Here is a 22,597-nt window from a genome sequence, read left to right as displayed (position 1 = left end):
CTCAGTGCGGTCACATACCGCACACACGCCGGTAGGCAACCGTATCCCCCATGGAGCGTGGTGGCCGATGGTCCGGGAATACATCTCGGCGTCTTCGCGTTGCGCGCGTTGATGAATTGCCTAACGTTGACGGCAATCTGAATCCGGAGGACTTGAATATCACCACCTTGATGAGCCCTGCCAGCATGTCGCATCCTGAGCGGCGTGAGGCCGCTGACTGGGTCGAGCCCGGCGAGGAGCCTTACGGCACTGCGGTATTCGATGCGACAGGGGACAAGGCGACCATGCCGTCCTGGGATGAGCTGGTCCGTCAGCACGCCGACCGGGTATACCGGTTGGCTTACCGACTTTCCGGTAATCAACACGACGCTGAAGACCTGACCCAAGAGACGTTCATCCGGGTCTTCCGGTCGGTACAGAACTACCAGCCGGGAACTTTTGAAGGCTGGCTGCACCGCATCACCACGAACCTGTTTCTCGACATGGTGCGCCGGCGGGGCCGGGTCCGGATGGAGGCACTGCCCGACGATTACGACCGGGTGCCTGCCGACGAGCCCAACCCGGAGCAGATCTACCACGAGTCGCGGCTGGGGGCTGACCTGCAGGCGGCGCTGGATTCACTGCCCCCCGAATTTCGCGCCGCCGTCGTGCTATGTGACGTCGAAGGACTTTCCTACGAGGAGATCGGGGCCACGCTGGGGGTCAAGCTCGGCACCGTGCGCAGCCGCATCCACCGGGGACGGCAGGCGCTGCGTGACTATCTGGCCGCGCACTCCGAGGCAGTTACGCATTCACGGGCCGGCGCCGCGGCGGAGCCTACCGACTAAGACACAACCCGCCTGATCCGCTCTTCATTGCTGTTCCCTATCGGGCAGCGCGCTACATTCGAGGTAACGCGCGCAGATCGAACGCTGATACTACAGAGGAGCTGGTGATGGTCGATCGGGGACATGGGTTCCGCCGAGCGTTCTCCTGGCTCCCGTCTCACTTCGCCTCGCAAAGCGACGCGCCGGTTGGTGCGCCGCGCCAATTCGGGTCTACCGAGCATCTGTCTACCGAGGCCATTGCCGCGTTTGTCGACGGTGAGCTGCGGATGAATGCGCACCTGCGCGGAGCGCATCACATTTCCCTGTGCCCGGAGTGCGCCGCAGAAGTCGAAGGTCAGCGGCGGGCCCGCGCCGCGTTGCGGGACTCCGGCCCGATCAAAATCCCCAGCACGCTGCTGGGATTGCTGTCGCAGATTCCGGACTGCCCGCCCGGCAATGACGCGGGGCAGGCAGGCGGCGGCCCGTGGGGGAATCCCCGCGCGCCGCGAAGTGAAGACACGCCCTCTGACTGGCGCGAGCCTCGGTAGGGTGGTGTCAGGTTGGCCAAGCCGGTGCGCCGCGCCGTGCTCGTGCCCATAGCGCGCGTTTCTTAAACGCTCGGAAGAGGATGACGTGAGCTCCGACCAAGAAAAAAATGGCGCGCCCCGGCTGGCGCCGCGACCCATTTCCCGGCCGCCCGTCGACGCAGCGTCGCGCCAAGCATTCAGCCGTCCCGACGGAGTGCAGGGCTCGTTCATCGCCGAACGTGTGCGCCCGCTGAAATTTCGCGACTCCGGTGAGTTCACTCCGCACGACGAACCGGCCGACCCGGTGCTTTCGGAGGCGTTCGGTCGACCGTTTCCGGGAGCGGAACCGTTGCAGCGGCACCCCACCGATGCCGGCGCGCTCGACGGCGATCAAGACCAGCCAGACCAACTCGCCGACCCCTGGCGCGACCCGGGCGCGGCCGCCGCTCTGGGCGAACCCGCTGTAACGCCCGCGGGCCCAGCGAGGGCCGGGGGCGAACGCGATCGGTTGGGGGTGCGCGATGTGCTGTTCGGGGGACGGGTGTCCTACCTGGCGCTGGGCGTGCTGGCCGTCCTCGCGTTGTTGATCGGCTTGGTCGGCGGTGTGGTCGGACGCAAGACGGCGGAGGTCGTCGAGGCGTTCACCACGTCCAAGGTGACGTTGGCGACCAACGGCAACAACAACGAGCCGGTCGGCGTATTCGCCAAAGTCGCTGCCGCGATGGCTGATTCGGTGGTCACGATACAGTCGGTCAGCGATCAAGAAGGTATGCAGGGATCCGGTTTCGTCGTCGATGGCCGCGGCTACATAGTTACCAACAACCATGTGATCTCCGAAGCGGCCAACAACCCGAGTCAATTCAAGACCACCGTCGTATTCAACGACGGCAAGGAAGTGCCCGCCCACTTGGTCGGCCGCGACCCCAAGACCGACTTGGCCGTCCTCAAAGTCGACAACGTCAATCATCTGTCGGTGGCCCGCCTCGGTGACTCCGACAAGGTGCGTGTCGGCGACTTGGTGTTGGCGGCCGGGTCGCCGCTGGGTCTGCGCAGCACCGTCACACACGGCATCGTCAGCGCACTGCACCGCCCAATCCCGTTGTCGGGGGAGGGCTCAGACACCGATACGGTCATCGACGCCGTCCAGACCGACGCGTCGATCAACCACGGGAACTCCGGTGGCCCGCTGATCAACATGGATTCTCAGGTCATCGGCATCAACACCGCGGGCAAGTCGCTGTCCGACAGTGCCAGTGGGCTGGGCTTCGCGATTCCAGTCAACGAAGCGAAAGTGGTCGCGCAGACGTTGATTCGGGACGGCAAGATCGTGCACGCCACGCTGGGTCTGAGCACACGATCGGTGAGCAACGCGATCGCGCAGGGCGCCCAGGTCGCGAACGTCAAGGCCGGCGGCCCCGCCGAAAAGGGCGGGATTCTGGAAAACGATGTGGTGGTCAAGGCGGGCAACCGGTCGGTCGCCGACGCCGAAGAGTTCGTCGTCGCCGTACGCCAGCTGACGGTCGGACAGCCAACCCCGATCGAGGTGCTCCGCGATGGCCGCCACGTGACGCTGACGGTGACGCCAGGCCCGGACACCAGTTAGATGTTCGCCAACGTCGGTTGGGGGGAAATGCTGGTGCTCCTGGTGGTCGGGCTGGTCGTCTTGGGCCCCGAGCGGCTTCCCGGCGCTATCCGGTGGACCACCACTGCACTGCGGCAGGCCCGCGACTACCTCACCGGGGTGACGGCCCAGCTGCGCGAGGACATCGGGCCCGAATTCGACGACCTGCGTGAGCCGCTCAGCGAGCTGCAGAAGCTGCGCGGCATGACGCCACGCGCAGCGCTGGCCAAGCATCTATTCGACGGCGATGACTCGCTGTTCACCGGTAAGTTCGACCAGCCGTCGACTGCTGGGCGAGCCGAGCCGGTGGTGCCGCCGTCGGCGACCACTTTCGAACCACCCGCCGCCGGGCCCGTGCCCTTCGACATCGACGCGACTTAGGCTCAGGATGCCGAGCAGACGCGGAATCGCACGCGGGGGGCACGCGACGTGCGATTCTGCGTCTGCTCGCCAGGAGTCAGTGCTTCGTCGGGTCTAATCCCAGCGACATCCCGGCCAAGCCGCGGCGTCGCGACCAGAGGTTGTCGGCGACGCTGCGCAGTTCCTTGCCCGCCGGTGAGTCTGGAGCGCTGAGCACGATCGGCAGCCCGGCATCGCCGGCGGCGACCAGCGCGGGATCCAACGGGATCTGGCCGAGCAGCGGCACGTCGGCGCCGACGGCACGCGATAGCCGCTCGGCGACCTGCCGGCCACCACCCTCGCCGAACACCCGCAGCTGCGAGCCATCCGGCAGGGCAAGCCAGGACATGTTCTCCACTACCCCGACGATGCGCTGTCGTGTCTGCAGCGCGATGCTGCCCGCACGTTCGGCCACCTCCGCTGCGGCGTGCTGTGGCGTGGTCACCACCAGGATCTCCGCGTTCGGGATCAGCTGGGCCACCGAAATGGCGATGTCGCCGGTGCCCGGCGGTAGGTCGAGCAGCAGCACATCCAGATCGCCCCAATACACGTCGGCCAGAAACTGCTGCAAAGCCCGGTGCAGCATTGGGCCGCGCCACACCACCGGCGTATTGCCCTGGGTGAACTGGGCGATCGAGATCACCTTCACCTCATGCGCAATCGGCGGCAGGATCATCGACTCGACCTGAGTGGGCCGGTCGGTGGTCCCCATCATCCGCGGGATCGAGTGACCGTGGATGTCGGCGTCGAGCACTCCGACCGACACGCCGTGCGCGGCCATCGCCGCCGCCAGGTTGACCGTCACCGTCGACTTGCCCACGCCACCCTTGCCGGACGCGACCGCGTACACCCGAGTCAGTGATCCCGGCTGCGCGAACGGGATGACGGGCTCGATACCGGGCCCCGATCCTGAGCCGCGCAACTGCTTTCGCAGTTCGGTGCGCTGCTCGTCGTTCATCACGTCCAGGCTGACCTTCACCGTGCCGGTGCCCGGGACGTCGGCCACAGCCTGCCCGACGCGGTCGGCGATTTCGGTCTTCTTCGGGCATGCCGCGGTGGTCAGGTAGATCTCGACGTGCACGTCACCGTCGGGGCTTACCTCGATACTTTTGACCATCCCGAGCTCGGTGATGGGACGCCGCAGTTCAGGATCGATCACCTTGGCCAGTGCGGCGCGAACGCCGGCGACGGCAGTTGTTTCGGACATCACCGCCGAGTGTAGTTCGGCGACGATGCGGGCCGGGACGGCCCGTTGAGGAGCCGGACCATCGGCTCAAGTCGGGGGTCAGTTGCCGGCAGCCGGCGCTTGCGGAGGTGCGACGGCAGCAGGTGGTGCCGGCTGCAGGCCTTGCGGCGGTAGCACCGGCGGAACCGCTGGAGGCGGAACGGGTGGCAGGCCCGGCGCAGGTGCCGGAGCGGCAGGTGGTGGCGTGTTCAACGAGAACTGCGGCGGCATTTCCGTGTCTTGGCCGATGCAGATCACCGTGCATGACGGTCGAAGAGCGGTGGTCCGCTGCCACGGCCATATCGATGGCTGGTTGGGGGCACTGGCACTGGTCCCGCTGAGGTCGATCAACGGCATCTGCGCCAGCGGATCCGTGGACGGTAGGCCGTGCATGTTCAACGGCAGGTTCGGCCCGAGGCCCTCGGGGTTTTCTAGATGCGCATCGCCGAGCGGTGGTGGCGGGCCGGTGAGCGGCGGCAGGTCGACGGGGACCACGCCGGTGGCGTACGCCGCAGCCCAGCCCAGCACGTTCTGGGCATACGGCATGGAATTGTTGTAGCGCAGGATCGAGGCCAGCACCTGTGACTGGTCGCGCAGGTTCAGCCCACCGCTGCACAGGTATCGAGCCGCGCCCAGCGTCGCGTCGTACAAGTTCTGCGGATCGGCCACGCCGTCGCCGTCGCCGTCGGAAGCATAGCGGGCCCACGTGCCCGGCAAGAACTGCATCGGGCCTACCGCACGCGCGTAGGTGATGCGTCCGCCCGTGTTGCCCTGGATGACGACCTCGTTGCCGGGCAGTGTGCCATCCAGCGTGGGGCCGTAGATGGGCCGGACGGCGGTGCCGTGCATGTCGGTGGCGCCGCCGTTGGCGTGCATCGATTCGATGCGCCCGATACCGGCCAGCAGGTTCCAGCTGATGCCGCAACCAGGGTCAATTCCGGCCATCAGCCGTTCGGCGTTGCGGTAGGCGGATAGTGCCATGGCTGGAATGCCCAGTGCGCCAAGTGTATTCACCACTCCCGCTGGCGGGGGAGCCGACATCGTGGGACCCGCCGCGATGTGAAAGCCGATTTTCGGACGTTGGACGGCGATCACCAGTGGGCCGGACGGGTCGCTGGACGCGGGGGCCACCGCGATAATGGCGGCGTCGCGCGGCGTCGAGTGCAGCCCGGGGAAGGGCGGGGCAGCCGCGCCCATGACTCCGGCGAAGATCAGGCAGGCGATCATCGCAACGCCAAATGCCGGGCTCTGGGCGGCGGGGGTCAGCCGCTGCCGCACCGCAGCGACCACGGCATCGACGGCGGCGGGGATTTTCGTGGCACGGGCGGCGCGAACCGTCGAGTGCCGCACGGTGGCGAGACCGGCGCCGAGCGTAGCAGGCATTTTCGGGGTCCGCGGCATGCGAATTCTCCGCAGCCGCATCGTGGCAAGAGCTAGGCCACCCCCGATGCGCACTCGACCGTCCTCAGTATTCGAGCCCTATTAGGCACTTGTGAAACCACTTTGGGTTTCGTGACCAAAGTCACCATACATAAACTCTTTGCTCGCAAAGGCCACAATCGCAGAGTCTGTGTCCAGCGACTATGCGGGGTTACGCGAGGTCAAATAGGGAACGTATTTTTTTCAAGATTCGTCCCGCGCAAATCGCATTCCGCTCGGGCGCGTTGTTAAGCGGACTTCGCGGTGCGCGCATCCGACCCGTCACCGCTAGGCGCGGGCACTTCGGTTGTCCGGGGTTGTCCGGCCCTCCAGCAGATCCCGCAGCTCTTGCAGTTCGCGGCGCAGATGATCGCGCGTCTTTGCGACGTCGCCGATCGCCAGCCGCAGCGCGGCCAGCTCGCGAGCCAGAAACTCGGTGTCGGCCTTCATCTCCTGGTCTCGGCGACGGTCCTCTTCGAGCGCAACCCGGTCCCGGTTCTCTTGGCGGTTTTGGGCCAGCAAGATCAGCGGCGCCGCGTAGGCAGCCTGGGTGGAGAACGCCAGGTTGAGCAGGATGAACGGATAAGGATCCCAACGCAGGCTGACCGCGGAGACGTTGAGCACGATCCAGACCAGCACCGCGACGGTCTGAATCAGCAGGTAACTGCCCGTGCCGAAGAAGCGGGCAATCGATTCGGTGAACTGGCCGACGGCTTCGGAGTCCACTCGCGGGGCGGCAACCCGTGAGGTGCGCGGCGTGTACAGCCGCGACCGCGGCGCCGACTTGTTCACGACGCTCCGGTCGCCGCATCCAGTGAGAGCTCTTCGTTGTTCGCTCGCCAGTCGTGCGGTAGCAGATGGTCGAGCACGTCATCGACCGTCACCGCGCCCAACAGGTGGCGTTGTCCGTCGACCACCGGGGCGCACACCAGGTTGTAGGCCGCGAAATAGCGGGTCAGCACCGGCAGCGGAGTTTCCGCTGTCAGGACGGGCAGATCCGCGTCGACGATCCCGCCGACCAGCATGGCCGGCGGCTCGCGCAACAGCCGCTGCAGGTGCACACAGCCCAGGTAATGACCGGTCGGGGTGGCGGTAGGTGGACGGACCACCAACGCCAGCGACGCCAGCGCCACTGTCAGGTCGGCATCGCGGACCCGGGCCAGCGCCTCGGCAACCGAGGTGTCCGGAGTTATGACCACTGGTCGCGACGTCATCAAACCGCCCGCGGTGTCGGGAGAGTGTTTCAGTAGCCGTCGCACCGGGTCGGACTCCTCTGGATCCATCTGGCGCAACAATCCCTCGGCCTGGGTCGGAGTCATCGTGCCGAGCAAGTCGGCGGCATCATCGGGCTCCATTTGCTCGAGCACGTCGGCGGCGCGTTCATCGCCCAGCTGCGTCAACACCTGCGCCTGTTCTTGCTCAGAGAGCTCCTGCAAGATGTCGGCCAGCCGGTTGTTATCCAGCGCGCTGGCGACCTCGTAGCGCCGTTTCGGTGGCAGCTCACGCACGGCGTCGGCCACGTCCGTCGGCCGCCAGTTTTCGAACTGATGCAGCAGCTGCGCCACACCCTGCCCCGGCATCGCCAGCAACGAAGGCGTCAGTCCTTGCACGTTGCGCCAGCCGACAATGTGAGCATTGTTGCGCCGGCCAAACCGTCTGGGAACCCGCACCGCGACCCGCGTGACCATCCAGTCGCGGGTCCGGGTCCGCTCCAAACCCAGGTCGGTGACGATGACCTCGGTGTCGGCGAGCTCCGGTAATTCCGGGTCATCGACCCGCACCTTGGTGTCGATGATTTGTCCCAACACCAGTACTTCGCCGGGCCGTTGCTCGAACCGGCTCAGCGACACGCTGGCGGTGTTGAGTGTCACCGCGTCGGGCTCGATCGCGGCGACCCGCAGAATCGGCACGAATATCCTTCGGCGCGCGAGCATTTCGACAACCAGCCCAAGGACTCGAGGTTGCTGACGGACGACGCTGATGCTGACAACGACGTCGCGGACCTTGCCGAGGGACTCACCCATCGGGCCCAGCACCAGCATTCGCGCCAGCCGGGCGGCATACACCCTGTTGATCGAGGCCATGATGCACAGGGTATTCAAGAGCGGTGAGTGAAACGTGACCACCATCTATAGATCCCGCCGTACTTGCCTATCGGTACCGGGGAGCAGCCTGAAGATGATTGACAAGGGCAAAAGCCTTCCCGCCGACGAGGTCTTTCTCGATCTTGAGGATGCCGTCGCGCCGGACGCCAAGGCGGCGGCCCGCACCCGGGCGGCCGCTGCACTCGCCGGGCCCGGCTGGGCCGGGCAGTTGCGCGGCGTTCGGGTCAACGGCTGGACCACACCGTGGACGCACGCCGACATCATCGAGGTGGTTTCCGCCGTCGGTGCTACGCCCGACGCCAAGCTCGATGTTGTTGTGCTGCCTAAAGTCTCCGATGTCTCCCACGTTCAGGCGCTCGACCTGCTGCTGACCCAGTTGGAGGCGGTGCACGGGCTTCCAGTCGGAGGAATCGGCATCGACGCGCAGATCGAAGACGCGCGCGGTCTGATGAACGTGGGCGCGATCGCGGCCGAACCGCGGGTGCAGGCTCTGGTGCTCGGCCCGGCCGACTTGATGGCCAGCCTCAACATGCGCACGCTGGTCGTCGGCGAACAGCCCGAGGGCTACGACGTCGGCGACGCTTACCACCACGCCCTGATGACCATCCTGGTGGCCGCTCGTGCGCACGGCATTGCCGCTGTCGACGGTCCCTATCTGAAAGTGCGTGACGTTGCGGCGTTTCGGCGGGTCGCGGGCCGGTCGGCGGCCCTGGGCTATGACGGTAAGTGGGTATTGCATCCCGACCAGGTCGCGGCCGGCAACGAGATCTTCAGTCCGCGCCAAGAAGAGTACGACCATGCGGAGTTGATTGTGGAGGCCTACGAATGGCACACCTCCGCCGCGGGTGGTGCCCGGGGAGCGGTGATGCTCGGCGACGAGATGATCGACGAAGCCAGCCGCAAGATGGCCTTGGTAGTCGCCGCTAAAGGGCGTGCGGCGGGAATGCAGCGTCGGTCCGGCCCGTTTGTTCCGCCGAGCGGATCAGGTTGAGGACGGCGAGCGCGCCGCCGCCATGACCGCGATCACGAGTAACACCAGCAGCAACGCCGCAGTCGCGCCGACCGCGATCCCGGCGATGGCGAGTCCGCGACCCTGCTGGCCTGTTCGCTTGATCTGGCTGAGCGCGGCTGCCCCAAGTACCGCACCGACGATCGGAAACAGTATCCCGATGAAGGCAACGCTCAGTGGAATCCCGAGCAGGCCACCGGCGATCGAGGTGACCAGGGAAGCGATGGCCAACCCATTGGTCTCGTGCGAACGATCCCGGTAGGGCTGATACGGGTCGTAGGGATGGGGATACCCTGGGGGGCCGCCGTATCCACCACCGCCGTAGCCCGGCGGCGGATAGCCGGGGCGGTATTGCGGCGGGGGCGGCGGATATGAGGGACCGCCGTACGGCCCAGGGTCGGGATATCCGGGCGGAGCGTAACCGCTTCGCGGCGGGTGGCCTGGCGGCGGCTGGCTTGGCGGCGGCTGGCTTGGCGGCGGCTGGCTTGGCAGCGGCTGGCTTGGCAGCGGATAGTTAGTGGGCGGCGGCTCCCAGGGCGGCACTGGCCCCGACTGCGGCGGATAGCGCGGAGCGTTCGGCTCGGGCGGGACAGGCGGTTGTCCTGCGTATGCGGGCGGGATGAAGTCTTGTCCGAATGGGCGCGCCTGCGGCCTCTGCGGAGGCTGCTTTGCTTCGTCGCGGGCTTCCTCGCCGAAGTTGCCGCCCTGACCGGTCATGGTGTTCAACCTAGCCTGACCGCCGCATGGCGCCGCGTTTGAGCTGGTTGTCGACCCGCCGGGGCGCTGGGCGTAACCGAGCCGATGCTCAATCGGCCGGGCAGAGCACAATGGCGCTATGGCCAGTCCCTTCCAGCCCGGGCAGGTTCCCGGTGCCGCACCTGGTACCCCGGCCGCGAGCCGGCGTGCCCCCGGATTGCCGACGCCGCCGAAAGGCTGGCCGGTCGGCTCGTACCCGACCTACGCGGAAGCCCAGCGTGCCGTCGACTACTTGTCCGAGCAGCAGTTCCCCGTGCAGCAGGTGACGATCGTCGGTGTCGACCTGATGCAGGTCGAACGGGTCACCGGGCGGCTGACCTGGCCGAAGGTGGTCGGCGGCGGTGTGCTCAGCGGCGCCTGGCTGGGTCTTTTCATCGGCCTGGTGTTGGGGTTCTTCAGCCCCAACCTGTGGGCTGCGTTGATGACCGGTTTGATCGCCGGGCTGTTCTTCGGCCTGATCACATCCGCGGTCCCGTATGCGATGGCGCGCGGTACCCGGGATTTCAGTTCGACGCTGCAGTTGGTCGCGGGCCGATATGACGTGCTCTGCGACCCGCAAAACGCGGAGCGGGCCCGTGATCTGCTGGCCAAGTTGGCGATCTGACTCGACGGCCGGGTGACCGTTGGCGGACGTGGTGCATATCACGCGCCGCCCGCCCGTGCGGTCTGCCCCGAGATGGTCGACGAGCGGGAGAAAGGACGGTGTAGTGGCGAGTCGCCGCGGGCGCGCCGTAAGGCTCACCGCGGCCGCGCTGGCGGCGCTATCCACCGCCTCGGTGATATCGGCCTGCGGCTCGGCCGATAACGGTCGGGTGATCAGCTTCTACACGCCGGCCAGCGGCGCCGCGACGTTCGCCGCGGTAGCCAAGCGTTGTACCGAGCAGTTGGACGGACGGTTCACCATCCAGCAGTTCAGCTTGCCCCGGTCCTCTGACGACCAGCGGCTGCAGCTGGCCCGCCGGCTGAGCGCCAACGACCGCACTGTGGACGTCATGGCGTTGGACGTGATCTGGACGGCAGAGTTCGCTGAAGCGGGCTGGGCGTTGCCGCTGGCGGATGACCCGGCCGGCCGTGCCGAGGTAGACGCCACCACCGACACCCTGCCGGGGCCACTTGCCACCGCCACCTGGAAGCACCGGTACTATGCGGCGCCGCTATCCACCAATACCGAATTACTTTGGTACCGACCTGATTTGATCGACAAGCCGCCGACAACTTGGAGCTCGATGGTCGCCATGGCAACCCGGTTGCACGCAGCAGGAAAGCCCAGCCGGATCGGCGTACAAGCCAGCCAGGGCGAGGGTTTGGTGGTGTGGTTCAACACCCTGCTGGAAAGTGCGGGCGGCCAGGTGCTGTCCGACGACGGGCACAAGGTCACGCTGACCGATACTCCTGCACACCGTGCCGCCACCGTCAGCGCTCTGCGGGTCCTCAAGTCAGTGGCCACCGCGCCCGGTGCCGATCCGTCGATCACGCGCAGCGACGCAGGCACTTCACGATTGGCGTTCGAGCAGGGTAAGTCTGCCTTGGAGGTCAACTGGCCGTACGCACTGGCGTCCATGCTGGAGAACGCGGTCAAAGGCGGCGTGGCGTTTCTGCCACTCACCCGTCGTCCCGACCTGGCCGGCAGCATCAACAACGTCGGCGCATTCGCGCCGACCGACCAGCAGTTCTACGCGGCCTATGACGCGAGCAAAAAGGTGTTCGGTTTCGCTCCCTATCCCGGTGTGCAGCCGGGCCGGCCGGCCAAGGTGACGATCGGCGGGTTGAACCTGGCGGTGGCCAAGACGACGCGTCACAAAGCCGCGGCCTACCAAGCGGTCAGATGCTTGCGCGATGTGCAAAGCGAAAAGGTCGTCGCCCTGCAAGGAGGCCTGCCTGCGGCGCGGACCTCGCTGTACTCCGACCCGCAATTCCAGGCGAAGTACCCGATGTACAACATCATTCGTCAGCAGCTCACCAACGCCGCTGCGCGGATCGCGACGCCGGCCTACCAGGCGGTGTCGGTTCGGATGTCGGCCGCGCTGAGCCCGATCACCGAGATCGACCCGGAGAAGACGGCCGACGACCTCGCTGCGCAGGTGCAGATGGCCGTCGACGGCCGGGGGCTGCTGCCATGACCGCCATCGCCACTAACCGCAAGTCGGAGCGGCGACTGGCGTACGTCCTGGTCGCGCCGGCCGCCATCGTGATGTTGGCCGTCACCGCTTACCCGATCGGCTACGCGATGTGGCTGAGCCTGCAGCGCGACAACTTGACCACTCCGAACGACACCAAGCTCATCGGGCTCGGCAACTACCAAATGATCTTGACTGACCGGTATTGGTGGACGGCACTCGCGGTGACGGTGGCGATCTCGGTTGTCTCGGTGTCGATCGAATTCGTGCTGGGCCTGGCGCTGGCGTTGGTGATGCATCGCACGCTGATCGGCAAGGGCCTGGTGCGCACCGCGGTGCTCATCCCGTACGGCATCGTCACGGTGGTCGCGTCTTACAGCTGGTACTACGCCTGGACGCCGGGCACCGGCTATCTGGCCAACCTGCTACCGCAAGGCTCACCCCTTACCCAAGCGCCGCTGACCCACCAGATTCCGTCGTTGGGCATCGTGGTCCTCGCCGAGGTATGGAAGACGACACCGTTTATGGCATTGCTGCTTCTGGCCGGCTTGGCGCTGGTGCCCGACGATCTGCTGAAGGCAGCGCAGGTCGACGGCGCCGGCGCATGGCGCCGCTTGACGAAGGTCACGTTGCCACTGATCAAACCGGCGATCTTGGTGGCGTTGCTGTTTCGCACCCTGGATGCTTTCCGGATTTTCGACAACATCTACGTGCTCACCGGCGGCGCCGGCAACACCAGCTCGGTGTCGATCCTTGGTTACGACAACCTGTTCAAAGGCTTCAATCTCGGCCTGGGATCGGCGATTTCGATGCTGGTCTTCGGCTGCGTCACCGTCATCGCGTTCATGTTCATCAAGGTGTTCGGCGCGTCGGCGCCGGGCGCCGACGGCGATGGGCGCTGAGCGGTGACCGAGCGGGTGGTGGTGCGGCGGGCGACGGCTTGGCTGCTCATCGATACCGTGGTGCTGGCGTATGCGTTGTCACCGGTGCTGTGGATTCTGTCCCTGTCGCTCAAGCCAACGTCAACGGTCAAGGACGGCAAGCTGATTCCGTCGTCGGTGACCTTCGACAACTACCGCGGGATCTTCCGAGGCGATTTCTTCAGCTCGGCCCTGATCAATTCCTTGGGAATCGGGGTGCTCACCACGACGATCGCGGTGACAGTAGGCGCGATGGCGGCATACGCGGTGGCGCGGTTGACTTTTCCCGGCAAGCGGTTGTTGATCGCTGCCGTGCTGTTGATTTCGATGTTCCCGGCGATCTCCTTGGTCACCCCGTTGTTCGATATCGAGCGGCGGATCGGGCTGTTCGACACCTGGCTCGGGCTGATCATTCCCTACATCGCATTCGCATTGCCGCTGGCGATCTACACGTTGTCGGCGTTCTTCCGGGAGATCCCATGGGATCTGGAGAAGGCGGCCAAAATGGATGGCGCCACGCCGGCACAGGCATTCCGGAAGGTGATCGCCCCGCTGGCTGCACCGGGAATCGTGACCGCCGCGATTTTGGTATTCATCTTGGCCTGGAACGATCTGTTACTGGCCTTGTCGTTGACGGCCACCAAGGCTGCGATCACTGCGCCGGTGGCTATCGCGAACTTCACCGGCAGTTCGCAATTCGAGGAGCCAACCGGATCGATCGCGGCCGGTGCAATGGTGATCACGGTCCCGATTATCGTTTTTGTTCTAGTCTTCCAACGACGGATAGTCGCTGGGTTGACTTCTGGCGCGGTGAAGGGATAGCTCGATGGCCGAGATTGTGTTGGCTCGCGTGACCAAGAGTTACCCGGACGGCGCGATTGCGGTGAGGGATCTGTCCATCACGATCGCCGAAGGTGAGTTCATCATTCTGGTCGGGCCGTCAGGCTGTGGAAAGTCGACGACGCTGAATATGATTGCCGGACTGGAGGATATCTCGTCGGGGGAATTGCGCATCGACGGCGAGCTGATGAACGAGAAGGCGCCAAAAGATCGCGATATCGCAATGGTGTTCCAATCGTATGCGCTCTACCCGCATATGACCGTGCGACAGAATATCGCCTTTCCGCTAACCCTGGCGAAGATGAAGAAAGCGGAGATCGCGAGCAAGGTCGAGGATACCGCTCGAATCTTGGACTTGACTGACGTTCTCGAGCGCAAGCCTTCGCAGTTGTCCGGCGGCCAGCGGCAGCGGGTAGCGATGGGTAGGGCAATCGTGCGCCACCCCAAGGCTTTCCTGATGGACGAGCCGCTGTCGAACCTCGACGCCAAGTTGCGGGTGCAGATGCGTGGCGAGATCGCTCGCCTGCAGCGACGGCTGGGCATCACGACCGTCTACGTGACCCACGACCAAACCGAGGCCATGACACTCGGCGACCGGGTGGTGGTGATGCGCGGCGGGGTTGCGCAGCAGATCGGTACGCCCGACGAGCTTTACGAGCGGCCCGCCAACCTGTTCGTCGCCGGCTTCATCGGCTCGCCGGCGATGAACTTCTTTCCCGGCACGTTGACCCCCACCGGCGTGACCCTGTCATTCGGCGAGGTGACGCTCACCCAACCGGTCCATGACGCGCTCGCGCAGCATCCCACGCCGGACAAGGTCATCGTCGGCGTGCGCCCGGAGCATTTGCACGATGCCGCCTTGATCGACGGCTACCAGCGCATCAGCGCACTGACCTTCGAGGTAAAGGCGGACATGGTCGAGTCGCTGGGTGCCGACAAATACGTCTACTTCACCACCGAGGATTGCGTTGTCCAGTCCGACCAGCTCTGCGAGCTCGACGGCGAATTCGCGGGAGAAAAGCACGAGTTCGTGGCCAGGGTGCCCGCCGCGTCGAGAGCGGCCAAAGCAAAGCCACTCGAATTAGCCTTCGACACCGCCAAACTCGCCGTTTTCGACGCCGACACCGGTGTCAACCTGACTGTTCTACCACCGTCGCAGGTGCAGTGACGCAGACATTGGTCCGGGTGCGCGCGCACCTGTCCGCGCACTTCAAGCAAGCGGGTGTCGACCCCGAGCCTGATGTCGCGAGTGTGACGTTTCTGCGCGCCGAGCCGATCGCGGTGTTGCGCTTTGGCTCAGGCGCTGACGAGGTCGTGCATTATGTCTCGCTGGGCTGCTCGCGGCACCCGATGACCGATCCGGCGGCCATGTTCGCCGATCGTGAGGGCGGCCCCCGCGCTGAAGTCGTTCTGCGACTGCGCAACGCGGGACCGATCACCCGGCTGGTGCATAGCCTGGCGATTGTGGCGGCAACGCCTGCGGTCGAGGCAGTGGTGTTGACCGAGGACGCGTTGATCGATCTCGGTTCGCCGCTATGGGACAACCGATCTGGTCCTGCCCCGTTCACTGCGATGTTGTTGGACTGCAGCGATATCGTCGACCTGCCGCTGGATCCGCCGCGCGCCCCGGTGCGTTTTCTATCCGCCACGCCGATCACCGCGGCCGAGGCCGCGTGGGTGCGGCTGAGGGGAGCCGAGGCGATGCGCGACGCCTGGCGAAGCGGCGGGGTGGATGTGCTGGATCCCGATCGGCCTGCTGCACAGCCGAACTGATCCTACAACCAGTCTCGGCGGCGGAAGTTGCGGTACAGCAGCACGCAGACGATCACCATACCGGTGACGACGGCGGGGTAACCCCACCGCCACTTCAAGATTGGCATGTACTCGAAGTTCATCCCATAGATGCCGGCGACCAGCGTGGGCACCGCCAGAAGGGCCGCGTACGCCGATATTTTGCGCATGTCGGTGTTTTGCTGCATCTCGACCCGGGCCAGCGCGGCCTGCACCAAGGAGCTGAGATTCTCGTCGTAGCTGGCGACCTGATCGGCGGCGTGGGAGTGGTGGTCGCCGACGTCGCGCAGATAGCGCCGCACCTCCTTGGAGATCAGGTCCTTGTGTTCGGTCTGTAACCGCGCGAACGCGACGGACAGCGGGTTGACGGACCTGCGCAACTCGACGACTTCGCGTTTGATCTGGTAGATCGCCTCGATATTGGTCCGAGCGCCGGGCGCGAATGCCACTTCTTCGATGGCGTCGATATCGACAGCCATCAAGTCGGTGACGTCGAGGTAATGGTCCACCACGTTATCGGCGATGGCGTGCATCACCGCGAAGGGGCCTAGCCGCATGTGCTCGGGGTTGGCATCCATCCGCTTGCGCACGTCCGACAACCCGCCGTGCTCGCCGTGCCGGACTGTCACCACGAAATCCCCGTTGACGAAAATCATGATCTCGCCGGTTTCGACGATCTCGCGGGTCAGCACCAGCGATTCGTGCGGAACGTAGTTGACGGTCTTGAGAACCAGGAACAACGTCTCGTCGTAGCGCTCCAACTTCGGCCGCTGGTGGGCCTGCACAGCGTCCTCGACGGCCAACGGGTGCAGGCCGAAAACGCCGCCGACCTCCTGCATCTGGTGTTCGGTGGGCTCGTGCAGGCCGATCCAGGCGAACGCTTCCTGCCCGGCCAGCGCCAGCTCGCCCACCTTGGCTCGTACCTCCTCGTGGGTAAAAGTCCCGGGCAGTCGCACCCCGTCGACGTAGATGGCGCAGTCGACCACCGCCTGCTCGGCAGATGGGCCGTCCAGGTGCGTATGAGCAGGCCCGTCCCGTTCAGGCCACACTGCTGGACGCAGTGTTTCCGGTATGTCGCGAAACGAAGGCATCCTTCACCTCCCGTCGCAGCGCGGATCCGATGAAGCCTCGGTCATGCTACGCGCCTCATCCAGGCATTGCCCGTACGCGGGTGCGGCTGAGCTGGCGTGATTGGCTCCGAGTCCGCCTCGGGGCCGGGCCGGGGTTTGTCACGCGCGTGCGTGCGCTACTTTCGAGGCGTGAGCACAACACCTTTGAAGGTCGCCGTCACCGGCGCCGCCGGCCAGATCGGCTACAGCCTGCTGTTTCGCCTGGCGAGCGGCTCACTATTGGGGCCTGATCGCAAGATCGAGCTGCGGCTGTTGGAGATCGAACCGGCCCTCAAGGCGCTCGAAGGCGTCGTGATGGAGCTCGACGACTGCGCGTTCCCGCTGCTGTCGGCAGTGCAGATCGGTGCCGATCCGAACAAGATCTTCGACGGCGTCAACCTGGCCCTGCTCGTCGGCGCCAAGCCACGGGGTCCGGGCATGGAGCGCGGTGACCTGCTGGAGGCCAACGGCGCGATCTTCACCGCGCAGGGCAAGGCGCTGAACTCCGTCGCCGCAGACGACGTCCGCATCGGCGTCACCGGCAACCCGGCCAACACCAACGCGCTGATCGCGATCGGCAACGCGCCCGACATCCCGCACCACCGGTTCTCGGCGTTGAGCCGTCTCGACCACAACCGGGCCATCTCGCAGCTGGCCCGCAAAACTGGAGCCGACGTCAGCGACATCAAGAAGATCACCATCTGGGGCAACCACTCGGCCACCCAGTACCCCGACATCTTCCACGCCGAGATCAAAGGCCGCAACGCCGCCGAGGTGGTGGGCGCCCAGTCCTGGATCGAGAACGACTTCATCCCCACGGTCGCCAAGCGTGGCGCGGCGATCATCGACGCGCGGGGCGCGTCGTCGGCCGCCTCGGCCGCGTCGGCAACCATCGACGCCGCCCGAGATTGGCTGCTGGGCAGCCCCGCCGACGATTGGGTGTCGATGGCCGTGGTTTCCGACGGCTCCTACGGCGTACCGGAGGGCCTGGTCTCGTCGTTCCCGGTCACCACCAAGGGCGGCGATTGGACCATCGTGAGCGGCCTGGAAATCGACGACTTCTCCCGCCGCCGCATCGACAAGTCGACCGCCGAGCTGGCCGAGGAGCGGGAAGCCGTCACCGGCCTGGGCCTGATCTAAAGAGCCAGCACAGTACCCTGGGACCGTGTCCGAACGCGCATCCCGAGCAATGGGAGGCTCTCCGGTGACGAGCGATCCCATCGTGCTCTGCGACGAGGAAATCTTCGACGCGCACATCGCCGGCAAACTTTCCGTGCAGACGAGGTTCCCGCTGAACACCCAGCGCGCCTTGTCGATCGCCTACACGCCGGGCGTCGCGCAGGTCAGCCGGGCGATCGCCGCCGACCATCCCCTGGCCGCCCGCTACACGTGGGCGAACCGGTTGGTGGCGGTGGTCAGCGACGGCGGCGCAGTGCTCGGCCTCGGTGATATCGGTGCGGCTGCGGCGCTGCCGGTGGACGCCGCTGCCCGGCATGCGGCGATCGTCTCCGTCGTCGCCGACGACTTGGCGCCGGACCGGATCGTCCCCAGCCCGCTCGACCCGCGGGTTGCGCCGGCGGTTGCTGCCGCCGTGGCCGCGGCCGCAGATCCCGCGGAGTGATCACCGGCAGTGTCCGGCCGCGATGCAGTGCGGGCACCCCCAGCCGCGCAGCGGCGAGGCGGACGCGGGCCGCGATGAGGTGGGGGCACCCCCAGCCGCGTAGCGGCGAGGGGGCGAGCCGGGCGAATTGTCTGACCGGCCTCGCGCTCGCTGCGGCGCTGGCGATGACCGCTTGCGCGCACGGCGCCCACCACCGCTCGGCTGAGCTCGTCGTCGGGTCTCGTCGCGGTGTGGAGTCGGTACTGCTCGCTGACGTCTACGCCGGCGCGTTGCGCTCCTACGGGTTCCCGGCTCGCACAGAGCTGGCGCCCGACCCACTGGCCAAGCTCGACGCGGGCGCATTTGTCGTCGTGCCCGCTTTCACGGGCCGTGTGCTGCAGCGCTTTCAGCCGGGAACAACCGTGCGGACCGACGCGCAGGTGTACAAGGCGATGGTGGGGGCGTTGCCCGAGGGCATCGCCGCCGGCGATTACACCACCGCTGCCGAGGACAAACCCGCGCTGGCGGTCGCCGAGGCGACTGCCAAAGGCTGGGGCGGCACCGATCTGAGTGCGGTGCCACGCCACTGCGACGGCCTGGTGATCGGATCGATCACGGGTGCGTCGACGCCGTCGGCGGTCGGCAGCTGCCGACTCCCTGCTTCTCGCGAATTCCCGGACAGTGCAACACTTTTCGCTGCGCTTCGCGACGCAACGGTAACCGCGGCGTGGACCACCACCACCGACCCCGGCGTGCCGGCCGACCTGGTAGTGCTGACCGATGGTAAGCCGGCGCTGGTGCGAGCCGAGAACATTGTGCCGCTGTATCGCCGCAACGAGCTGACCGATCGGCAGCTGCTGGCGGTCAACGAGGTGGCAGGGGTGTTGGACACCGCCGCGCTGGTGGAGATGCGCCGGCAAGTGACCGGCGGCGCCGATCCTCAAGTTGTGGCCGACGGCTGGCTCAGCGATCATCCGCTCGGGCGCTAACGTGAGTCTCTAACGCGACGGTGGCTTTATTCGGCCCACCACCGGGAGCAACAGCCGCTGGTAGCCCGACCCGGTCACCCGCACGATCGCGTCCAGCACCTTGGCGTCCGGGCCGACCAATACCCTGGCCCGGTTTTTGCGGACGGCTTCCAGAATGATTTCGGCCGCCCGCCGCGGGGTGGTGTTGGCCAGCCGCTTGTCGAAGAACCTTGCCGTCAGCTCGGGGTCCACCCCTTCGGCGGCGGCGCCGTTGCGGGCAATCGCCGTCTTGATACCGCCCGGATGCACGCAGGTCACCTTGACCGGGTGACCGTTGAGTGTCATCTCCTGACGCAAGGCTTCGGTGAAGCCCCGCACGGCGAATTTCGCCGAGTTGTAAGCGGCTTGCCCGGGCATCGACATCAGCCCGAAGAGGCTGGAGACGTTGACGATATGGCCGTCGCCGGAGGCGATCAGATGTGGCAGGAAGGCCTTGGTGCCGTTGACGACGCCCCAAAAGTCGATGTCCATCACCCGTTCGATGTCCTTGAACGCGCTGACCTCGATGTCGCCGGTGAATGCGATGCCGGCATTGTTGTAGATCTGGTTGACCTTGCCGAAGTGCTCGTTGATCTGGTCGGCGTAGGCTGCAAAGGCCTCGCGTTCGGTGACGTCGAGTCGGTCGGCCCGCACCGGCACCCCGAGGTCCCTCAGTCGTTCTTCGGTCTGCCCGAGCCCCTCGAGCTCAACGTCGCTGATCGCCAGCGTGGCACCGGAGCGCCCGAGTTCCAGTGCTAGCGCCTGGCCGATACCTGAACCGGCGCCGGTGACCGCGGCGACCTTCCCGGCAAACCCTTCCATGGACGCTCCTCGCAACGTGGGTTGCGGTCAAGGTTAGCCGGTACCGGCGGTATCTCGTAGGTGTGGGTAGATGTTGAACGGCGCCGCGACCGCACGGGCGGGCGCAGCGCGACCCCCGCTCATATCGGTCGCCCTTAGCCGTCGACCAACGAAATTGGCGTCCCGCGAGGGTTGGTTAGGCCCAGCTGCCGCCGACGGCGCTGTCGGTGGAGTTCATGTTGTTGCCGGCGGTTTGCACCTTTTGGCCGTGAGCGTTGGCCTGTTCGTAGATGACCTGGAAGTTGCGGCCCAGCTGGGTGATGAACTCCTGGCAGGCCACCGAACCCGAGCCGCCCCAGAAGTCGCCGGCGGCCAGCACATCGCGCACGATGGCCTGGTGCTCGGCCTCCAGGGAAGCCGCCTGCTGACGGATCAGCGCGCCGTGGGCGTCCACGTCCCCGAACTGGTAACTGATCGACATTGTGTTCTCCTAAAAGGCTGGTGCGAGTGGGCTAGCTGGACAGGATCTGCTGGGAGGCCTGCTCTTGGGACTCGTAGTTGTTGGCGTCGCGGATCAGCCCGTCGCGCACCCCGTGCAGCATGTTGACGATGTTGCGGAACGCCTGGTTCATCTGGCCCATGGTGTCATACGACGTCATCTGGGCGCTGCCGCTCCAGCCGGCGCCGGCGATGTTTTGGCTCGACGCCCACATCTTGCGGGCCTCGTCCTCCACCGTTTGGGCGTGCACGTCGAAACGGCCCGCCATCGCCCGCATCTCATGCGGGTCAGTCATAAAACGCGTAGGCATAATCCTGTCTCCTTAACTATGAGGCCATTGTCTGACGGCGGTTGGTGGTTACCCGCCCGCCGGTGAGCGGGGCATCACCTTGGCGGCCACCCGGGAGCCGAGGCTGCTCACACCGCGTCCAGCCAGTGCGCCCATCAATCCCTGGGCGAACGGGCTGCTGGGCAGACCCGCCGTCATGCTGGGGGCGGCGACGCTGGTGGCGGGCAGAGTCGGGGCCGCACGCGCCATGTCCGTGGCCATCCCGTGCCAGGCGTTGGGCACTGACAGCCCGCCCAAGTGTTGTGCGCTGGCCAGCGACGCCGAAATCGACGACCCCCACTTCTGCAGCTGGCCGCCGACCCCGCTCATCACGTTGACCAGCTTGCCGTCGACGAATTTGCCGACGTTGTCCATCAGCGAGTCGCTCATACTGGCCAGAGTCGAGCCGCTGGCGGCGGCGCCCGAGCTACCGGAGCTCATGAACATACGCGCGGGCACGCTGGACAGCATGCCCATGTAGTAGGTGCCCTCCAAGCCGACCAGCGCGGCCGCCGGATCGGCGGCGATCCCGGACGCGAGTGCGCCGAGCCAGGTCGTCAAATCTGTCGCCGTCAATCCCGTCGGAGTAGCGCTCGACGACGACACGCCGAGCAGTTCGGCAAAGGCGGCCAGCAGCCCCTCGATGATCGGGGTGCCGCCGGCGCTGCCGGCGGCGGCCGGGGCGGCCGCGGCGGCCATGGCGCCGTTGGCCACCTGCGGGGCGGCGGTCTGGGCGGGCAGCGCGCTGGCCGCCTGGGAGTTCACCTGGTAGGTGTCCATGCCCAGCGCGTCCTGAATCCACATGTCGAGGTATTCGGCCTCGTTGGTGGCGATCGCCCCGGTGTTTTGGCCCAGGAAGTTGTTGGCCACCAAGGTCGCCAACTCCGCGCGGTTCGCGGCGATCACCGGCAACGGCACCATGGACGCATAGGCGCCCTGATAGGCCGCGGCGGCGGCCTTGGCCTGCGTCCCGGTCTGGGCGGCGGTCGCCGCGGTGCTCTGCAGCCACGCGATGTAGGGCGCGGTCGCCGCGGCCATCTGCGCCGACGACGGGCCCAGCCACGGGCCGGTGGTCAGATTGGTGAGCAGCGTCTGGTACTGGGTGGCGGTGCTCTCCAGGTCGGCGGACAACGAGTCCCAGGCCACCGCGGCCTCCAACAACGGGCCGGAGCCCGCCCCGGAAAACATCAGGGCCGAATTGATTTCCGGGGGAATCAGCGAAAAGCTCATCGAGTAAGCCTAGTTACCCGGTGGCCGCCGCGTTCGCCGCCTCGGCCAGCGCATAGGCGCCGGCTCCGGAGCGCAATGCCGCCACCAACTGCTCGTGCACTTCCGCGGCTTGGGCGGCGAGCTGCTGATAGGCCGCGCCCTGCTGACCGAACCGGGCGGCCGTCATCGCCGACACAAGGTCGGAGGCCGCCGGGGCCAGTCCCGTCGTCGGCGCCGCGGCAGCCGCGTTGCGGGCCACCATCGCATCACCGAGACCGGACAGATTGGCCGCAGCGCCTGCCAGCACATCTGGATTCGTGGTTACGTACGACACCTTCCAACCTCCTACAAAGACCGCGCCGATACTGAAGATAGACGTTACTCCAGGCCGAGCGCTGGAATGCCTCCCGCAAAGCAACAGCCACGCATGATGGCCGACAAATCGTATCGTATACTTTTTGCTTCCGGCGGAACACAAATCGACGAAACGACGCCCGCGCGAAGGGATG

General features: G+C 66.2%; 24 protein-coding genes and 1 pseudogene. 14 read left to right on the top strand and 11 right to left on the bottom strand.

What is annotated here, in order from left to right; translation table 11 throughout:
- The first annotated feature begins 50 nt into the window (after positions 1-50).
- The 4 genes from sigE (at position 51) to tatB (ending at position 3,335) form a co-directional block, all read left to right on the top strand.
- Entirely contained in the window at positions 51-827 is a 777-nt protein-coding gene (gene sigE, locus M5I08_RS15470) for an RNA polymerase sigma factor SigE (protein ID WP_219066213.1), read from the top strand.
- 107 nt (positions 828-934) lie between these two features.
- The gene (gene rseA / locus M5I08_RS15465; RefSeq protein WP_219066249.1) at positions 935-1,354 is read left to right on the top strand and encodes an anti-sigma E factor RseA; all 420 of its coding nucleotides are present in this window, start codon (positions 935-937) and stop codon (positions 1,352-1,354) included.
- Positions 1,355-1,439: 85 nt separating this feature from the next.
- Positions 1,440-2,936: a serine protease HtrA gene (gene htrA, locus M5I08_RS15460; RefSeq protein ID WP_219066214.1), complete on the top strand. Its 1,497-nt coding sequence runs from the start codon at positions 1,440-1,442 to the stop codon at positions 2,934-2,936.
- The gene (tatB, locus tag M5I08_RS15455; RefSeq protein WP_219066215.1) at positions 2,937-3,335 is read left to right on the top strand and encodes a Sec-independent protein translocase protein TatB; all 399 of its coding nucleotides are present in this window, start codon (positions 2,937-2,939) and stop codon (positions 3,333-3,335) included.
- 76 nt (positions 3,336-3,411) lie between these two features.
- On the opposite strand, the gene M5I08_RS15450 is transcribed toward tatB, so the two are convergent.
- The 4 genes from M5I08_RS15450 to M5I08_RS15435 form a co-directional block, all read right to left on the bottom strand.
- Positions 3,412-4,587 (bottom strand): Mrp/NBP35 family ATP-binding protein, encoded by a 1,176-nt coding sequence (locus tag M5I08_RS15450; RefSeq protein ID WP_219066250.1) that lies wholly within the window; start codon positions 4,585-4,587, stop codon positions 3,412-3,414.
- Positions 4,588-4,638: 51 nt separating this feature from the next.
- Positions 4,639-5,805, bottom strand: coding sequence for a lytic transglycosylase domain-containing protein (locus M5I08_RS15445; protein WP_219066251.1), 1,167 nt, complete (start codon positions 5,803-5,805; stop codon positions 4,639-4,641).
- A gap of 480 nt (positions 5,806-6,285) precedes the next feature.
- Positions 6,286-6,789 carry a DUF1003 domain-containing protein gene (locus M5I08_RS15440; protein WP_219066216.1) on the bottom strand — a complete coding sequence of 168 codons (504 nt, stop codon included), beginning with the start codon at positions 6,787-6,789 and terminating at the stop codon, positions 6,286-6,288.
- Complete coding sequence (locus M5I08_RS15435; protein ID WP_219066217.1) at positions 6,786-8,081, bottom strand: magnesium transporter MgtE N-terminal domain-containing protein; 1,296 nt, start codon at positions 8,079-8,081, stop codon at positions 6,786-6,788. The genes M5I08_RS15440 and M5I08_RS15435 overlap by 4 nt, the downstream gene beginning before the upstream one ends.
- A 94-nt stretch (positions 8,082-8,175) precedes the next feature.
- Between M5I08_RS15435 and M5I08_RS15430 the strand changes: the two genes are divergently transcribed.
- Entirely contained in the window at positions 8,176-9,093 is a 918-nt protein-coding gene (locus M5I08_RS15430) for an HpcH/HpaI aldolase/citrate lyase family protein (protein ID WP_370328490.1), read from the top strand.
- On the opposite strand, the gene M5I08_RS15425 is transcribed toward M5I08_RS15430, so the two are convergent.
- A complete protein-coding gene (locus tag M5I08_RS15425) occupies positions 9,085-9,828 on the bottom strand; it encodes a DUF4190 domain-containing protein (RefSeq protein WP_249762813.1) in 744 nt (247 codons plus the stop codon). The genes M5I08_RS15430 and M5I08_RS15425 overlap by 9 nt on opposite strands.
- Before the next feature lie 118 nt (positions 9,829-9,946).
- Between M5I08_RS15425 and M5I08_RS15420 the strand changes: the two genes are divergently transcribed.
- From M5I08_RS15420 to M5I08_RS15395, 6 genes are all read left to right on the top strand, one after another.
- Entirely contained in the window at positions 9,947-10,471 is a 525-nt protein-coding gene (locus M5I08_RS15420; RefSeq protein WP_219066220.1) for a general stress protein, read from the top strand.
- Between the two features lie 103 nt (positions 10,472-10,574).
- A complete protein-coding gene (locus M5I08_RS15415; protein WP_219066221.1) occupies positions 10,575-11,987 on the top strand; it encodes an extracellular solute-binding protein in 1,413 nt (470 codons plus the stop codon).
- Positions 11,984-12,886 (top strand): carbohydrate ABC transporter permease, encoded by a 903-nt coding sequence (locus tag M5I08_RS15410; RefSeq protein WP_219066222.1) that lies wholly within the window; start codon positions 11,984-11,986, stop codon positions 12,884-12,886. The genes M5I08_RS15415 and M5I08_RS15410 overlap by 4 nt, the downstream gene beginning before the upstream one ends.
- A 15-nt stretch (positions 12,887-12,901) precedes the next feature.
- Complete coding sequence (locus M5I08_RS15405; RefSeq protein WP_219066252.1) at positions 12,902-13,726, top strand: carbohydrate ABC transporter permease; 825 nt, start codon at positions 12,902-12,904, stop codon at positions 13,724-13,726.
- Between the two features lie 4 nt (positions 13,727-13,730).
- Positions 13,731-14,912, top strand: coding sequence for an ABC transporter ATP-binding protein (locus M5I08_RS15400; protein WP_219066223.1), 1,182 nt, complete (start codon positions 13,731-13,733; stop codon positions 14,910-14,912).
- Entirely contained in the window at positions 14,909-15,517 is a 609-nt protein-coding gene (locus tag M5I08_RS15395) for a suppressor of fused domain protein (RefSeq protein WP_219066224.1), read from the top strand. The genes M5I08_RS15400 and M5I08_RS15395 overlap by 4 nt, the downstream gene beginning before the upstream one ends.
- A 2-nt stretch (positions 15,518-15,519) precedes the next feature.
- On the opposite strand, the gene corA is transcribed toward M5I08_RS15395, so the two are convergent.
- A complete protein-coding gene (gene corA, locus M5I08_RS15390; protein WP_219066225.1) occupies positions 15,520-16,626 on the bottom strand; it encodes a magnesium/cobalt transporter CorA in 1,107 nt (368 codons plus the stop codon).
- A gap of 168 nt (positions 16,627-16,794) precedes the next feature.
- On the opposite strand from corA, the gene M5I08_RS15385 reads away from it, so the two are divergent.
- From M5I08_RS15385 to M5I08_RS15375, 3 genes and pseudogenes are all read left to right on the top strand, one after another.
- Positions 16,795-17,784, top strand: coding sequence for a malate dehydrogenase (locus tag M5I08_RS15385; RefSeq protein WP_219066226.1), 990 nt, complete (start codon positions 16,795-16,797; stop codon positions 17,782-17,784).
- A 49-nt stretch (positions 17,785-17,833) separates the two neighbouring features.
- A pseudogene (locus M5I08_RS15380) lies at positions 17,834-18,190 on the top strand (NAD-dependent malic enzyme); the annotation flags it as partial.
- A 239-nt stretch (positions 18,191-18,429) separates the two neighbouring features.
- Entirely contained in the window at positions 18,430-19,233 is an 804-nt protein-coding gene (locus M5I08_RS15375) for a glycine betaine ABC transporter substrate-binding protein (RefSeq protein ID WP_219066254.1), read from the top strand.
- Positions 19,234-19,242: 9 nt separating this feature from the next.
- Here M5I08_RS15375 and M5I08_RS15370 read toward each other — a convergent pair whose 3' ends face one another.
- The 5 genes from M5I08_RS15370 to M5I08_RS15350 form a co-directional block, all read right to left on the bottom strand.
- Entirely contained in the window at positions 19,243-20,073 is an 831-nt protein-coding gene (locus M5I08_RS15370; protein ID WP_219066227.1) for an SDR family NAD(P)-dependent oxidoreductase, read from the bottom strand.
- Positions 20,074-20,248: 175 nt separating this feature from the next.
- A complete protein-coding gene (locus M5I08_RS15365) occupies positions 20,249-20,533 on the bottom strand; it encodes a WXG100 family type VII secretion target (protein ID WP_219066228.1) in 285 nt (94 codons plus the stop codon).
- Positions 20,534-20,564: 31 nt separating this feature from the next.
- Entirely contained in the window at positions 20,565-20,861 is a 297-nt protein-coding gene (locus M5I08_RS15360; RefSeq protein ID WP_219066229.1) for a WXG100 family type VII secretion target, read from the bottom strand.
- A 48-nt stretch (positions 20,862-20,909) separates the two neighbouring features.
- Positions 20,910-22,109, bottom strand: coding sequence for a PPE family protein (locus M5I08_RS15355; RefSeq protein ID WP_219066230.1), 1,200 nt, complete (start codon positions 22,107-22,109; stop codon positions 20,910-20,912).
- Between the two features lie 13 nt (positions 22,110-22,122).
- Entirely contained in the window at positions 22,123-22,422 is a 300-nt protein-coding gene (locus M5I08_RS15350; RefSeq protein ID WP_219066231.1) for a PE family protein, read from the bottom strand.
- Between the last annotated feature and the right edge of the window lie 175 nt (positions 22,423-22,597).

This window comes from Candidatus Mycobacterium methanotrophicum, from assembly GCF_023515995.1.
Lineage (GTDB): Bacteria > Actinomycetota > Actinomycetes > Mycobacteriales > Mycobacteriaceae > Mycobacterium > Mycobacterium methanotrophicum.
The sequence above is the reverse complement of the archived record's forward strand: the minus strand, read 5'-3'. Positions and strand labels throughout refer to the sequence as shown.

Bases quoted from the DNA above. Each gene is read 5' to 3' on its own strand.
- sigE (WP_219066213.1), top strand. From the start codon at position 51: ATGGAGCGTGGTGGCCGATGGTCCGGGAATACATCTCGGCGTCTTCGC.
- rseA (WP_219066249.1), top strand. From the start codon at position 935: ATGGTCGATCGGGGACATGGGTTCCGCCGAGCGTTCTCCTGGCTCCCG.
- tatB (WP_219066215.1), top strand. From the start codon at position 2,937: ATGTTCGCCAACGTCGGTTGGGGGGAAATGCTGGTGCTCCTGGTGGTC.
- M5I08_RS15445 (WP_219066251.1), bottom strand. From the start codon at position 5,805: ATGATCGCCTGCCTGATCTTCGCCGGAGTCATGGGCGCGGCTGCCCCG.
- M5I08_RS15435 (WP_219066217.1), bottom strand. From the start codon at position 8,081: ATGGCCTCGATCAACAGGGTGTATGCCGCCCGGCTGGCGCGAATGCTG.
- M5I08_RS15430 (WP_370328490.1), top strand. From the start codon at position 8,176: ATGATTGACAAGGGCAAAAGCCTTCCCGCCGACGAGGTCTTTCTCGAT.
- M5I08_RS15425 (WP_249762813.1), bottom strand. From the start codon at position 9,828: ATGACCGGTCAGGGCGGCAACTTCGGCGAGGAAGCCCGCGACGAAGCA.
- M5I08_RS15420 (WP_219066220.1), top strand. From the start codon at position 9,947: ATGGCCAGTCCCTTCCAGCCCGGGCAGGTTCCCGGTGCCGCACCTGGT.
- M5I08_RS15410 (WP_219066222.1), top strand. From the start codon at position 11,984: ATGACCGCCATCGCCACTAACCGCAAGTCGGAGCGGCGACTGGCGTAC.
- M5I08_RS15400 (WP_219066223.1), top strand. From the start codon at position 13,731: ATGGCCGAGATTGTGTTGGCTCGCGTGACCAAGAGTTACCCGGACGGC.
- corA (WP_219066225.1), bottom strand. From the start codon at position 16,626: ATGCCTTCGTTTCGCGACATACCGGAAACACTGCGTCCAGCAGTGTGG.
- M5I08_RS15375 (WP_219066254.1), top strand. From the start codon at position 18,430: ATGACCGCTTGCGCGCACGGCGCCCACCACCGCTCGGCTGAGCTCGTC.
- M5I08_RS15370 (WP_219066227.1), bottom strand. From the start codon at position 20,073: ATGGAAGGGTTTGCCGGGAAGGTCGCCGCGGTCACCGGCGCCGGTTCA.
- M5I08_RS15365 (WP_219066228.1), bottom strand. From the start codon at position 20,533: ATGTCGATCAGTTACCAGTTCGGGGACGTGGACGCCCACGGCGCGCTG.
- M5I08_RS15360 (WP_219066229.1), bottom strand. From the start codon at position 20,861: ATGCCTACGCGTTTTATGACTGACCCGCATGAGATGCGGGCGATGGCG.
- M5I08_RS15355 (WP_219066230.1), bottom strand. From the start codon at position 22,109: ATGAGCTTTTCGCTGATTCCCCCGGAAATCAATTCGGCCCTGATGTTT.